This window comes from Marinobacter sp. BSs20148, from assembly GCF_000283275.1.
In the GTDB taxonomy this organism is placed as follows: Bacteria; Pseudomonadota; Gammaproteobacteria; order Pseudomonadales; family Oleiphilaceae; genus Marinobacter; species Marinobacter psychrophilus.
The window spans coordinates 2,836,928-2,849,119 of record NC_018268.1 but is presented as its reverse complement, the minus strand read 5'-3'; the positions used below and the strand labels follow the sequence as shown (position 1 = coordinate 2,849,119).

12 protein-coding genes and 1 pseudogene are annotated in these 12,192 nt (G+C 52.2%); 9 read left to right on the top strand and 4 right to left on the bottom strand.

Features of this window, described 5'->3' with window-relative positions; all coding sequences use genetic code 11:
• Positions 1 to 36 precede the first annotated feature (36 nt).
• From hisG to MRBBS_RS12885, 4 genes are all read left to right on the top strand, one after another.
• On the top strand, positions 37 to 675 hold the full coding sequence (gene hisG / locus MRBBS_RS12900) for an ATP phosphoribosyltransferase (RefSeq protein WP_007352404.1): 639 nt from the start codon (positions 37 to 39) through the stop codon (positions 673 to 675).
• Positions 676 to 954: 279 nt separating this feature from the next.
• Entirely contained in the window at positions 955 to 2,262 is a 1,308-nt protein-coding gene (hisD, locus tag MRBBS_RS12895; protein ID WP_014871969.1) for a histidinol dehydrogenase, read from the top strand.
• Between the two features lie 39 nt (positions 2,263 to 2,301).
• Positions 2,302 to 3,366 carry a histidinol-phosphate transaminase gene (gene hisC, locus MRBBS_RS12890; protein ID WP_014871968.1) on the top strand — a complete coding sequence of 355 codons (1,065 nt, stop codon included), beginning with the start codon at positions 2,302 to 2,304 and terminating at the stop codon, positions 3,364 to 3,366.
• 21 nt (positions 3,367 to 3,387) lie between these two features.
• Positions 3,388 to 4,131, top strand: a complete 744-nt coding sequence (locus tag MRBBS_RS12885) for a Nif3-like dinuclear metal center hexameric protein (protein ID WP_014871967.1) — start codon at positions 3,388 to 3,390, stop codon at positions 4,129 to 4,131.
• 18 nt (positions 4,132 to 4,149) lie between these two features.
• Here MRBBS_RS12885 and MRBBS_RS12880 read toward each other — a convergent pair whose 3' ends face one another.
• Complete coding sequence (locus tag MRBBS_RS12880; RefSeq protein WP_014871966.1) at positions 4,150 to 4,584, bottom strand: YhcB family protein; 435 nt, start codon at positions 4,582 to 4,584, stop codon at positions 4,150 to 4,152.
• Between the two features lie 227 nt (positions 4,585 to 4,811).
• On the opposite strand from MRBBS_RS12880, the gene zapE reads away from it, so the two are divergent.
• The gene (zapE, locus tag MRBBS_RS12875) at positions 4,812 to 5,915 is read left to right on the top strand and encodes a cell division protein ZapE (protein ID WP_227497669.1); all 1,104 of its coding nucleotides are present in this window, start codon (positions 4,812 to 4,814) and stop codon (positions 5,913 to 5,915) included.
• Positions 5,916 to 6,010: 95 nt separating this feature from the next.
• A pseudogene (locus MRBBS_RS12870) lies at positions 6,011 to 7,199 on the top strand (thiolase family protein).
• A 65-nt stretch (positions 7,200 to 7,264) separates the two neighbouring features.
• Here the strand turns inward: MRBBS_RS12870 and MRBBS_RS12865 are convergent.
• Positions 7,265 to 7,558, bottom strand: coding sequence for a ComEA family DNA-binding protein (locus MRBBS_RS12865; RefSeq protein WP_014871962.1), 294 nt, complete (start codon positions 7,556 to 7,558; stop codon positions 7,265 to 7,267).
• A gap of 698 nt (positions 7,559 to 8,256) precedes the next feature.
• On the opposite strand from MRBBS_RS12865, the gene MRBBS_RS19685 reads away from it, so the two are divergent.
• From MRBBS_RS19685 to MRBBS_RS12850, 3 genes are all read left to right on the top strand, one after another.
• Positions 8,257 to 8,631 carry a hypothetical protein gene (locus MRBBS_RS19685; protein ID WP_014871961.1) on the top strand — a complete coding sequence of 125 codons (375 nt, stop codon included), beginning with the start codon at positions 8,257 to 8,259 and terminating at the stop codon, positions 8,629 to 8,631.
• Between the two features lie 262 nt (positions 8,632 to 8,893).
• Positions 8,894 to 9,376, top strand: coding sequence for a transcription/translation regulatory transformer protein RfaH (gene rfaH / locus MRBBS_RS12855; RefSeq protein WP_083847109.1), 483 nt, complete (start codon positions 8,894 to 8,896; stop codon positions 9,374 to 9,376).
• Between the two features lie 202 nt (positions 9,377 to 9,578).
• Complete coding sequence (locus tag MRBBS_RS12850) at positions 9,579 to 9,947, top strand: histone-like nucleoid-structuring protein, MvaT/MvaU family (RefSeq protein WP_014871959.1); 369 nt, start codon at positions 9,579 to 9,581, stop codon at positions 9,945 to 9,947.
• A gap of 146 nt (positions 9,948 to 10,093) precedes the next feature.
• Here the strand turns inward: MRBBS_RS12850 and MRBBS_RS12845 are convergent, their stop codons facing one another.
• Together MRBBS_RS12845 and MRBBS_RS12840 are read right to left on the bottom strand one after the other, a co-directional pair.
• Positions 10,094 to 11,053 (bottom strand): sensor domain-containing diguanylate cyclase, encoded by a 960-nt coding sequence (locus MRBBS_RS12845; RefSeq protein WP_014871958.1) that lies wholly within the window; start codon positions 11,051 to 11,053, stop codon positions 10,094 to 10,096.
• A gap of 3 nt (positions 11,054 to 11,056) precedes the next feature.
• On the bottom strand, positions 11,057 to 12,094 hold the full coding sequence (locus MRBBS_RS12840) for a response regulator (protein WP_014871957.1): 1,038 nt from the start codon (positions 12,092 to 12,094) through the stop codon (positions 11,057 to 11,059).
• Positions 12,095 to 12,192 lie beyond the last annotated feature (98 nt).

Below are 12,192 nucleotides of genomic sequence, written 5' to 3'. Positions count from 1 at the left end.
ACGGCAGCAAAGAGCTAACGGGAAACCGGATACGATATGACAGATTCCATTACTATTGCCTTGTCGAAAGGCCGCATTCTGGAAGAAACCTTGCCCTTGCTGGCAGAAGCCGGAATTGAGTTGATCGACGATGTAAATAAGTCCCGCAAGCTGGTATTTCCTACCACCAACAGCCATGTGCGCGTGCTTATCCTTAGAGCCACAGACGTTCCGACCTATGTGCAATATGGTGCCGCTGACTTGGGCGTGACGGGCAAAGACACGCTGATGGAACACGGTGGTGAAGGCCTCTACGAGCCGCTGGACCTCAATATCGCTCGCTGCCGTCTGATGACCGCCGGCGCCAAAGGGTGTCCGGTTCCAACAGGGCGCTTGAAGGTCGCTACCAAGTTTGTGAATCTTGCACGGCGCTATTACGCAGCCCAAGGCCGCCAAGCCGATATCATAAAGCTCTACGGCGCGATGGAACTGGCGCCGATTTTGGGTCTGGCCGATGAGATTGTCGACATCGTTGATACGGGCAATACGTTGAAAGCCAACGGTCTGGAAGCGCGGGAATTGATCGAACATATCAGCACCCGATTAATTGTGAATCGTGCCTCCATGAAAATGAAACACGAACGTATAAATCCCATTATCGAAATGATGTCGGCCGCGGTGGAAAAACGCCGTTAGTTCACGGATACATGAGAGGTTGCGCCCGTAAACGGCTTGCATCTTTACGTTGGTGCCTTTAGCGCTTGTGGGGCGGCCTACCAAGACACGTTCAAACACGTCCATGTGACGCTTGGGCTACGCCATCCATGGCTCCGCACAGTTTGGGTAGACCGCCCCACAGTTCCTTCGCTGAACTTTGGGTGGTGGGAAGCCCATTACGAGCGCTTGCCACGAGTTGCCTACAGGCATCACTTTTTAGTTTCAACTTCAGTTTTTATTCACGACAGGGTTTGACACATGACCGTTAATATCCAGCGATTGAACGCCTCCGATGCAGGCTTTGACAGCGCGCTATCGGCCCTGTTGGCCTGGGATGACAGCGTGGATCATCAGGTGAACGAGTCGGTGCGCCATATTTTGCACGAGGTGAAAACCCGCGGCGACGCGGCTGTTCTGGAGTTCACGGCCAAGTTTGACCGCCTGAGCGTTGGCAGCGTAGCCGAGCTGGAAATGAGTCAGGAACGGTTGCAGCATGCCTTGAAAACCATTCCCCAGGACCAGCGTGATGCCTTGGAACATGCGGCCCGCCGGGTGCGGGATTATCATCAGCGTCAGAGTCAGGAGTCCTGGCAATATGAGGAAGCCGACGGCACGGTGCTGGGGCAGAAAATTACGCCGCTGGATCGGGCCGGTCTGTATGTGCCCGGCGGCAAAGCGGCTTATCCATCGTCGGTTCTGATGAACGCCATACCGGCAAAAGTCGCCGGCGTGGCCGAAGTGATTATGGTGGTGCCGGCACCGGATGGCGTGGTGAATGACTTGGTGCTGGCAGCGGCGGCGATTGCCGGAGTAGATCGGGTATTCACCATCGGTGGTGCTCAGGCAGTGGCTGCGCTGGCTTACGGCACTGACACGGTGCCGGCGGTGGATAAGATTGTGGGCCCCGGCAACATTTTTGTAGCTGCTGCCAAGCGCGAGGTGTTTGGCACCGTGGGTATCGACATGATTGCCGGGCCGTCGGAAATTTTGGTGATTTGTGACGGTCAGACCCATCCGGACTGGATTGCGATGGATCTGTTTTCCCAGGCCGAGCACGACGAGCAGGCCCAGTCGATTCTGATCAGCCCCAGCGCCGAGTTTCTGGATGCGGTGGAAGCCAGTATTGAACGACTACTGCCCACCATGGAGCGGGCGGAGATTATCCGCACCTCATTAGCCGATCGCGCTGCTCTGATTCAGGTTGCTGATCTGGCAGAAGCGGCCAAGGTATCAAATCGAATTGCGCCGGAGCATCTGGAATTGTCCGTTGCTGATCCGCAAGCATTGCTGGCGGACATCCGCCATGCCGGTGCTATCTTTATGGGCCGGTATACCGCCGAGGCCCTTGGGGACTATTGCGCCGGCCCGAATCACGTGCTGCCTACTAGTGGTACCGCGCGTTTTTCGTCGCCTCTGGGTGTTTACGATTTCCAGAAGCGCTCATCTATTATTGGATTCAGCGCCGAAGGTGCGAGCCGTATGGGGCGAGTGGCTTCCGTGCTGGCCAGAGGCGAGGGCCTGACCGCCCACGCGCGCTCGGCAGAATACCGGATTCAGCGAGATTAGACGCTTCATTACCAATGGCCACCGCCACGGAGAAAACCCATGAGCAAATTCTGGAGCCCACTGGTTCACGATTTGGTGCCTTATATTCCCGGCGAGCAGCCCAAAAACGCTAACTTGGTAAAACTTAACACCAACGAGAATCCGTTTGGCCCGTCGCCCAAGGTCATCGAAGCCATTCAGGCCGAGCTTAATGATAATTTGCGCCTGTATCCGGATCCCGAGGGTCAGGCGCTGAAGGCAACTATTGCCACCTACCACGGTATTAAAGCCGACCAAGTGTTTCTGGGCAACGGTTCCGACGAAGTTTTAGCGCACGTTTTTTTCGCACTGTTTCAGCAGGATCAGCCGATACTTTACCCGGACATCAGCTACAGCTTTTATCCGGTTTATTGCGGTCTTTACGGCATCAAGGCTCGCAAAGTGCCATTGAATGACGAGTTTGCGATTGACCCTGACGATTACAATCAGCCCAACGGAGGCGTCATTTTCCCCAATCCGAATGCGCCCACTGGCCGCTATCTGAACCTTACCGAAATTGCTGTGGTGCTGAAGGCCAATCCCGACCGAGTCGTCGTTATTGACGAAGCTTACATCGACTTCGGCGGCGAAACCGCCATTAACTTAATTGACTTTTATCCAAATCTGCTGGTTACCCAAACCCTGTCGAAATCACGTTCGCTGGCGGGTTTGCGGGTAGGATTTGCTGCCGGTAATGCGGAACTGATAGAGGCTCTGAACCGGGTGAAAGACAGCTTCAACAGCTACCCTCTTGATCGCCTTGCTTTGGCGGGCGCACAGGCCGCGTATGAAGATGATGACTGGTTTCAGGACAGCCGAAACGGGGTAATTCGTGAGCGTGAGCGGGTTAGCGAATGTCTGCATAAACTGGGCTTTGAGGTGCTTCCGTCCAGAGCCAACTTTGTGTTTGCCCGCCATCCGCAATGGGCTGGATTTGATTTGGCAAACGGTTTACGCGAGCAGGGTGTGATCGTTCGGCACTTCAACAAGCCGCGGATCAACGAGTTTCTGCGTATCACTATTGCTAAAGCGCCGCAGAATGATGCTCTGTTGGAGGCGTTAAAAACACTCTGTAATTCACGCTGATTATCGAGGTCTGGCACTGCTATGGCGCATCGAAACGAGATTATGGCGCTGCTGGAAAGCTGGCTGACGCCCGAAAAATTTCAGGATTACAGCCCCAACGGGCTTCAGGTGGAAGGCAAGGCCGAGATAAATACCCTGATTACGGGCGTTACAGCCTCACAGGCGCTACTGGATGCGGCGGTGGAGCTGAAAGCCGATATGGTTCTGGTGCACCACGGTTATTTCTGGAAAGGCGAAAACCAGCGCGTGGTGGGTATAAAGCGCAATCGTTTGAAAACGTTGCTAATTCACGAGATAAATCTGGTGGCTTATCACTTGCCATTGGATGACCATCCGCGGTATGGCAACAACCGCAATTTGGCCCGGGTGTTGGGTATCGATAGCCCGGAGCCTTTGAATGGTCTGGTGTGGCGTGGTGAGTTTCCCCAGGCGTTAACGCCACAGGCGCTAAGCGAGCGTATTTCGAGCTGTTTGCAACGGCAACCTTTGCATATTGAAGGTGGGCCAGACCTGATCAAAACAGTGGCTTGGTGCACCGGTGGTGCGCAGGGTTTTATTGATACTGCGGCGGATGCAGGACTGGACGCCTACATAAGCGGAGAGATTTCAGAACCTACGACTCACACCGCCAGAGAGCGGGGGATTCACTATTTTGCGGCTGGCCATCACGCTACAGAGCGTTACGGCGTTCAGGCATTAGGGGAAGCGTTGGCGAAGGAGTTGGGGCTGGCCCACCGGTTTATCGAGTGCGATAACCCTGCTTAGGCCAGCCTTTGTTCAGGCTCACACTTTAGCTTTTGCTTTTTCTTTCAGACCGTAATCTTCTGCCAGCGTGCCAGAACCGTCAGGGTCTTTTGGGGCATAGTCGCGGGGCGGTTCTGAACCCTCTTTGCGATCATCTTTCAGGCGTTGGGCTGAGTTCTGTTCGAGTTCATGTATCAGCTCGTCGTCGTTGCACAGACGCGTTGCGCTTTTGGCCATATGCTGATTCACATCGCGATAGCTGTCATTGAAGCGGCGCAGCAGGTGGGCAGACTCCATAAAGTGTTCGTTAACCTGCGCTTGATAGCGGGTATATTCGTTGCGCAGCTCATCAATTTGCTGTTCGGTGCGACGCTGCCGAAGAGATGAGCCTTGCCCGGTAGAGCGGCCCAGCAATATCCCTATCAGAATGCCAACTATCAGGGCGGCAACTGCTGCCATAGTCAGGTTTGTCATAAGTTGCTTTGTCCTTTTAAAAATAGTGAACCGTAGAACAGGTCATGAGTATAACGTCACTGACTCTATACGCCCACGACAAAAGCTTGAGCCAATCGTCTTATTGTCGCGTTGTGGCACTACGATGACGAAAAACTCAATTGCGCGAGAATGTAGCGCCAAAATAAACCAGTAACCCTTGGAAGCCACTGATGACAGCGTCTATGTCCACTGCCAGTTCGATCAATATGCCACCCTGGCAACGCTACCAGCAGGACCTTCAGCGTCCGGAGTTCCTGCGTGATGCTGCGCAGGAGGATGCTGTAAAGCGTCTTCAATTACTTTACGACAAACTGGTGGCAGCTGAAAGCTCCCGCGACAGCAAGATGTCAAAATTGCGTCGTAAGCTAAGCAAAGGAGCGGGCAAAAAGGAACCAATCACAGGTCTGTATTTTTGGGGTGGCGTTGGCCGCGGAAAAACCTATCTGATGGACACTTTTTTTGAAGCCCTGCCGTTCGATCGCAAAATGAGAGTGCATTTTCACCGCTTTATGCAACGTGTTCATAATGAACTCAAGCTGTTGAAGGGTCGAAAGAATCCCTTGGAGCTCGTGGCCAAAAAATTTGCCGATGAAACCCGGGTTATCTGTTTTGACGAGTTTTTTGTGTCCGACATTGGTGACGCGATGATACTGGCAACCTTAATGCGAGGTTTGTTTGAGCGTGGCGTTACTTTGGTGTGCACGTCTAACATTGTTCCTGACGGCTTGTACAAAGACGGTCTGCAGCGGGCGCGCTTTCTGCCGGCCATTGAGCTGGTAAAAAAACATACCGATGTGGTGAATGTGGATGGCGGCGTAGATTACCGCTTACGCACGCTGGAACAAGCCCGGCTTTATCATTCACCGCTGGGGGCTGAAGCTGATGCCAGTCTGACCAAGAGCTTTGAGAATTTGGCGGTGGAAGCAGGTAAGCACAGTAAATCGATGGAAATAAACGGTCGCAAAATTCCAGCCCGTGCCCATGCCGATGACGTGGTGTGGTTCGATTTTGAGGCGGTGTGCGACGGCCCTCGCAGCCAGAATGACTATATCGAGTTGGCCCGCCAGTTCCACGCTATTATTATCAGCAACGTGCCGTTGTTGGGCGGGGACAGGGACGACCAGGCTCGACGCTTTGTCAATATGATTGATGAATTCTACGATCGTAATGTAAAGGTTATTATCTCGGCGGCGGTACCAATTGTAGAATTATACGCCGGTGGTCGGCTGAATTTCGAATTTGAGCGCACTGAGTCGCGCTTGCTGGAAATGCAATCTCAAGATTATCTTGCCGCGCCTCATAAACCGTAAGCTTTCGTGCAGTGGCTTGAACACTGAACTACGCTTGGGCGAGCCGGCTTGCGTCGAGAACAGCGATGCCAATATCAAGGGTACAAGGAGTTAATATGAACAGCAGCGATCAGGTAGTGATTGTCAGCGGAGTGCGTACGCCAATGGGCGGGTTTCAGGGTAGTTTGTCCTCTGTGCCTGCACCGGAGCTGGGTGCTGTGTGCATTGCTGAAGCCGTGCGTCGCGCTGGTATACAGCCAAGTGACGTGCAAGAAGTGATCATGGGCAACGTATTGCCTGCGGGTTTGCGCCAAGGCCCCGCGCGACAGGCCATGCGGAAAGCCGGCTTGCCAGATAGCACTGGTGCAACCGCGATCAACAAGTTGTGTGGTTCGGGCATGAAGGCGGCGATGCTTGCCCATGACCTGATCAAAGCAGGCAGCAATGACATCATGGTGGCTGGCGGTATGGAAAACATGTCGAGCGCTCCGTATTTGCTGTTAAAAGCACGCAGTGGTTACCGTATGGGGCCAGGCGATGCGGCTCAGGATCACATGTTTTTTTGACGGCCTGGAAGATGCTGAAACGGGCCGTTTGATGGGTGCTTTTGCGCAGGAAATGGCTGATAAAAAAGGCTATACCCGAGAAGACATGGATAACTACGCCATCAGCTCCCTCAAGCGTGCGCAGCGCGCAATTGAACAGGGCCTGTTAAAAGACGAAATTGTCCCGGTCACCGTTAAAACCCGCAAGGGTGACATCCTGGTAGAGCACGACGAGCAGCCATTTAATGCCAACCTGGAAAAAATCCCAGCGTTGCGTCCGGCGTTCAGCAAAGATGGCACCATCACGGCTGCCAACGCCTCTTCTATTTCTGACGGCGCATCTGCGCTGGTGCTGATGCGTGAATCCGAAGCTGAAAAGCGCGGGCTCAAACCTTTGGCTCGAGTGGTTGCTCACAGCACGCAATCCCAGCATCCGTCAGAATTCACCTGTGCCCCGTTGGGTGCGCTGGAAACCTTGTTTGCCAAAACCGGCTGGAGTAAGGACGACGTTGATCTGTACGAAATCAACGAAGCCTTCGCTATGGTGGCGATGATGCCCATTCAAGAGCTAGGGCTTGATCCGGATAAAGTGAACGTTCATGGCGGTGCCTGTGCCCAGGGCCACCCCGTAGGCTCGACAGGTTCGCGAATTTTGGTCACTCTGATGTACGCGCTGCAGCGTTACGGAAAAAAGAAAGGTGTTGCGGCCCTGTGTATAGGCGGTGGTGAAGCAACCGCGATGGCGATCGAAATGTTATAAGGCAGAGGTCGGGCTGGCTGGCACGAACAAAACGGGTGGTTGCTTAATAGCAACCACCCGTTTTGTTACGGTGCCTTGGGGCTATTTGTGTCTTGAGTCGTTAGCCGGTTTGCATTTTTTTCGACCGTTCGTGCGCCAATGCCCTTAACATTTGCTAGGTCTTGGGTGCTGGTGAACGGGCCGTTAGCCTCTCTGTATTCCACAATTGCTTCGGCTTTGCTTTGGCCAATGCCTGAAAGCGAGGTCAGACTGGTGCTGTCGGCGGTATTGATATTGACGCTCGCCGCCTGAGCAAAGGCAAAGCCGGACATTAGGCTTAACAAAAGAGTAAGCGTAGCGAGCAATGAGCTGTGTTTCATGAGTTAACTCCGGACGTTCTCGTCGGTTGTTGTGGTTAGTATCCACATGGCACCACGGGACTAAACCAGAGCCGAAAGGGGAGGCGAAACTTCAAGAGACAAGAAAGTAGATGGCTACAGGGGCGCACGGCACAACTGGCATCCTTGCCAGCTGTGTTGCCCGTGACTATGACCCCGGCCTGATCCGTCAGGCTTCACCCATCCTGGGTGCATCTTCCCTGAATTCCATCCTTGTATGCCCGACTCCTTCGAGCGCCCCCGGTTCCGTGGGGTTTCTTCCATGTGTTGGCGTTCCATGCCAGCGTGTCATCCTTGACCGTTAAAGTGTAACCAATTCTGCTGCGCTTTGTTGTAAGCCTTTTACCCTTTGTTGTGTAAGTTCAGGCTTACAAAAAACGAACCCAGAACGCGTGCCACATTTTATATCTAGCTCAGTTCTCAGCTCCGGCACCTTGGTGTTCCAACCCAGTGTCTCATGCAGGCGACGGCGCATTTGGTCGTTGGCAACTGGTTCACTGTGGGCCCACAGTGACGTCAGGTTGTGTATTTGAGCCTTCACCGGCCAGTATTTACCGTGGACGTTACTTCGCTGGACAAAGCATTACCGCGGGTGCCTGGCGCCTGGAAACCTCCTGGAGGCCCTCTGGAAGCCAGCGAAAATAACGATGTTGCGATGATTAGGCAGCAGGGTGTTAATAATGGTGCAGTACCCTCCTGCCACTCGCCATGCCGCTAGCGGAGGTGATGATGCAGGGATAACGAGCGGCATCGAGTTTGATGGAGTCTTCGACCTTGCACGCATACACAGTTTGCTCATTAATGCTTTGGCATTAGGCGGGGTTGTTCCGGTGGTTTTTGTGAAAGTGACAGAAAATCTCGGTGGCTTTGATCGCTGTCAAGTAACCAGAACGATCAATATGGGCGTGGGTCAGCGCAACGGCTTCAATCCTGCCTGGTCAGACTGGAAAGCGCGCACGGGTTGCGCAGGCATAAGGTTTGTTCTATCTGGTACATGCCGCAGTCTTGCGGCAGGCGATGCTTTTTGTCTGACACAAGATAGCGTGAACCTGTAAAGGGTGCCGGTGCAGCCAAAGGATTTCAGTTTCATGATGTCATCTTTAAATCAGTCTGTGTCTACTTCAGTGTAGCCCACAGACTTTTCACGTGTCATGTTTGCCAATGATCTTGCCGCCATATTCGCGTTACAATTACAGCTGACGCCGAGGTTGCAATAAGGGGCGTTGTGGCTAGATGTTCAATGGTTGCCGGATAGGTGTGTTAACCCTCAAACTCATCATACGTATAATCCACGAAGTGTTGTTAATAGGCTCTTTTATGAAGTGGTATGTCCTGCAGTGCAAGCCGGGTCAAGGAGATCGTGCTCTTATGCATTTACAAAATCAGGATATTCCCTGTTTTTACCCGAAAGTAATGGTGGAGAAGCTGCACTCGGGAAAGCGTAGTTGCAAGCTGGAAGCGCTTTTCTCGGGCTATATTTTTATCAATTTGTCACAATTGAATCCAGTCTGGTCAAAACTGCGTTCTACTCGCGGTGTGATAAGAGTTGTTGGGTTCGGTGGTAAACCTTTGCCAGTTGAAGATGAAGTAGTCGATCATTTACGCGCCAGTCTTGACCGGGTTGCTTCCGTGGGAGGCATTAAAAGTGGGGACGATGTAGACGTTGCAGAAGGCCCGTTTGCTGGCATGGGGGCAATATTCCAATGTTACGATGGCGATGAACGGGCAATTGTGTTGATTGAGTTCATGCAGAAAAGTCAGCGTATATCTGTGCCGATATCGTCATTAAAAAATCAGTAATAATTGATAATACTTTAACAAAAACGTCAGAGTTTTTGGAATCTGAAGTGATTGTAAGTTTTAATATGCTAGATAGTTCATTAATGCTTTGATTTGGCGTTACTGATTCATTACTATTGATACTGTCACTTTGGTGGCTACATACAATTAGTATATTGTCATCGTTCATATCAGGCACTTCAGACCTTAAGGTTTAAATTTCATGGCGAAAATTAACGACTATTATCAAAAGAAGCAGCTGATGGAAAAGCTGGCGGCAGAGCTGGAGAAGCTGGAAGAAGATCAAGCGCTGAAAAGCGAATTGGCGTTTGAAACCAAAGTCCGCGAACTGATGGGCGAATACAGCAAATCTCCGAAAGACGTCCTGCAAATTCTGGCAGCGATTGATCCGTCCATTGCTTCGACATCAGCCGCTACGACTGGCGGTGGAAATCGCGCCAAGCGTCCGGAAAAAACCTATCGCAACCCGCACACCGGCGAAGTGGTTAAAACCCGTGGTGGTAACCACAAGACGCTTAACGAGTGGCGTGAAAAGCACGGAAAAGAGGCAGTACAGAGCTGGCAGGACTAATCTGCCAGCCATAATCTGTCTGCAGGCATAATGTTTAACCGACCGGAGCGCCTATTCACCAGCGCTCCGGTTTGTGTTTTTACTGGCAAGCATTACTACTGGGGCTCAAGTGGCTATTGAATTGCCGCAGCTACCATCAAAAACCGTCACGAAAACGTGACAATCTGATTGCGCCCAGCCTGTTTTGCCGAGTACATAGCCTGGTCGGCCTGTTCTAACCAAGCCATATAATTTTTTGGTCTATCAGTTAATGGTGCGACACCAATACTGATGGTGTAGGTAATGTTGTGGCTGTCTACCGTCACTGGTTCGCGGGAAATAGCGCTTAAAATGCGCTTGCAAATAGTGAGAGCCCCTTCCGTATCGGTTTCCGGCAGGATAATACCGAATTCTTCTCCGCCATAACGCCCGGCGCTGTCTGAATGGCGCAAGTGGCTGCGGGTTGTTGCTGCGGTGTGGCGAATGACTTCATCTCCTACCAAGTGTCCGAAGCGATCGTTAATGGCCTTAAAGTGATCAATATCAAACATCACCAATGTGCTATTGCTGCCGTAGCGCCTATAGCGTGAAAATTCTGCATCCAGCAGGTTTTCCCAAGTGCCGCGGTTAAGCAGTCCCGTCAGTCTGTCGATCATACTGAGTTTGGCAAGTTGATCGTTGGCGCGCTCCAGTGCCCGCTTGTTGCTGGCAATATCGGTAACGTCGTAGATCATCAGGCACACTTTTTCTACTTTTCCAGACGGGCCGCATAGCGGGCTAATGGTGAGGTTTTGATACATGAATTCTTCGGTGCCGGTAATTGGCCGGGTATTGCGAAAGCGCAGCAGATAAGGGCGCTGCTCCCACGACGTAAACGCACGAGTGTTCAACTGGGTCACGGCTTCAACTTTGCTGCTTAGCCAAGCGCGGGGGATGTCCGGAAACAGCTCGAACAACACCTGATTGTGAACTTTACTGGCGGTCATGCCGCTGTGATGCTCCATGAAGCCATTCCACATCTGCACACGGAAGTCCAAGTCTAGCACCACCAAGCCAACCTCCACAGACTCAACCATGTTGGCCATCCAGTGGAACGAGCTTAGGCTTTCCGAGTTTAATGATGGCATTCGTTACTCCGCTAAGTACTGTAAACGTTGCTGCAAAAATGGCAGCGAATCTTCGGTAAACAGCACTAGCATGTCACATTGGATATTACGGTTTTCAATGGCGTAAGCGATTTCAATGCACAACAGTTGCTGTTCATGATTACGATGGTGGTCCAGCAGTTCGTTAATCTGTCGGTGCTGGCCCAGGACCGTTGGGTGGCTAAGACCCAGCCGTAAATCCATCTGATCGCCAATGCCTTTCAAAAATGCGCCGAATAAAATGCTGGACATGTCCATTAAGACTTCAACATTGACCGCCGGGCCGTCCAAATTGTCGTAGTGCAACATTTCTGCCATTTCGCGAAAACTGCTGTCTGCGAACAGCAACATAGCTTCGCCGGCAACTCCGGCTCCGGTAAAGCCTTGGCATACTGCCGAATAATGCGCTTCATCATCCGCCGCGGCGATGGTCATGTGCAGTTCGGAACTGGCAATAAAAGCCACTTTCGGTATCGGCTGGCGTACGAAAATACCCAGTAAACGTGCTAACAGGTCTGATGAGCGCCCCATGGCGACGTTGGCGATCTCCCGCAGGTAGTCATTCAGCAATAATTGCGGGTCAGAGTTGATGCTTGCAGGGTAGCTCGGGGTGTTGGTTTCCGGCTGTGAGCCTGAAAGTGACGATTTCTCTGGCTCACAGTAAATGCCGTATTGGGCAAGAAGCTTGGCAACCTTTTCTGGAGCTGTCGGCTTATTAAGAAAAGCCACGGCCCCCAAACTAAAAACCCGGGCCTTTGCCTGGGGCTGAATATCACCAGACACCACGATGGTTAGTAACTCGATCTGTTCGCTGCGAAGGTGCTCAAGCACCTCATAGCCGTCCAGGTCGGGCATATTCAAGTCCAGAAACAGCATGTCTGGCACGCTGTGGCGTATGCGGGCAAGTGCTTCACTACCATTGCGGCAGAAGCTGACTTGGTGCCGTAGTGCGGCTGGCAGAGCTCGAGCCATCTGTTTGCGAGCCATCTCGGAGTCGTCGCAAATCAGTATGTCAGGTAACATAAGCAAACCCAGGTAAAATTAAAGTGTTGAGGCATTATAACAGTGAAGCCTCGTGTGTACATTGGTGCTACGCTAATTATATGAGATCCGTATATAAA

Bases quoted from the DNA above. Each gene is read 5' to 3' on its own strand.
- MRBBS_RS12880 (WP_014871966.1), bottom strand. From the start codon at position 4,584: ATGACAAACCTGACTATGGCAGCAGTTGCCGCCCTGATAGTTGGCATT.
- hisD (WP_014871969.1), top strand. From the start codon at position 955: ATGACCGTTAATATCCAGCGATTGAACGCCTCCGATGCAGGCTTTGAC.
- hisG (WP_007352404.1), top strand. From the start codon at position 37: ATGACAGATTCCATTACTATTGCCTTGTCGAAAGGCCGCATTCTGGAA.
- MRBBS_RS12865 (WP_014871962.1), bottom strand. From the start codon at position 7,558: ATGAAACACAGCTCATTGCTCGCTACGCTTACTCTTTTGTTAAGCCTA.
- rfaH (WP_083847109.1), top strand. From the start codon at position 8,894: ATGAAGTGGTATGTCCTGCAGTGCAAGCCGGGTCAAGGAGATCGTGCT.
- MRBBS_RS19685 (WP_014871961.1), top strand. From the start codon at position 8,257: ATGGTGCAGTACCCTCCTGCCACTCGCCATGCCGCTAGCGGAGGTGAT.
- MRBBS_RS12850 (WP_014871959.1), top strand. From the start codon at position 9,579: ATGGCGAAAATTAACGACTATTATCAAAAGAAGCAGCTGATGGAAAAG.
- hisC (WP_014871968.1), top strand. From the start codon at position 2,302: ATGAGCAAATTCTGGAGCCCACTGGTTCACGATTTGGTGCCTTATATT.
- MRBBS_RS12885 (WP_014871967.1), top strand. From the start codon at position 3,388: ATGGCGCATCGAAACGAGATTATGGCGCTGCTGGAAAGCTGGCTGACG.
- MRBBS_RS12840 (WP_014871957.1), bottom strand. From the start codon at position 12,094: ATGTTACCTGACATACTGATTTGCGACGACTCCGAGATGGCTCGCAAA.
- zapE (WP_227497669.1), top strand. From the start codon at position 4,812: ATGCCACCCTGGCAACGCTACCAGCAGGACCTTCAGCGTCCGGAGTTC.
- MRBBS_RS12845 (WP_014871958.1), bottom strand. From the start codon at position 11,053: ATGCCATCATTAAACTCGGAAAGCCTAAGCTCGTTCCACTGGATGGCC.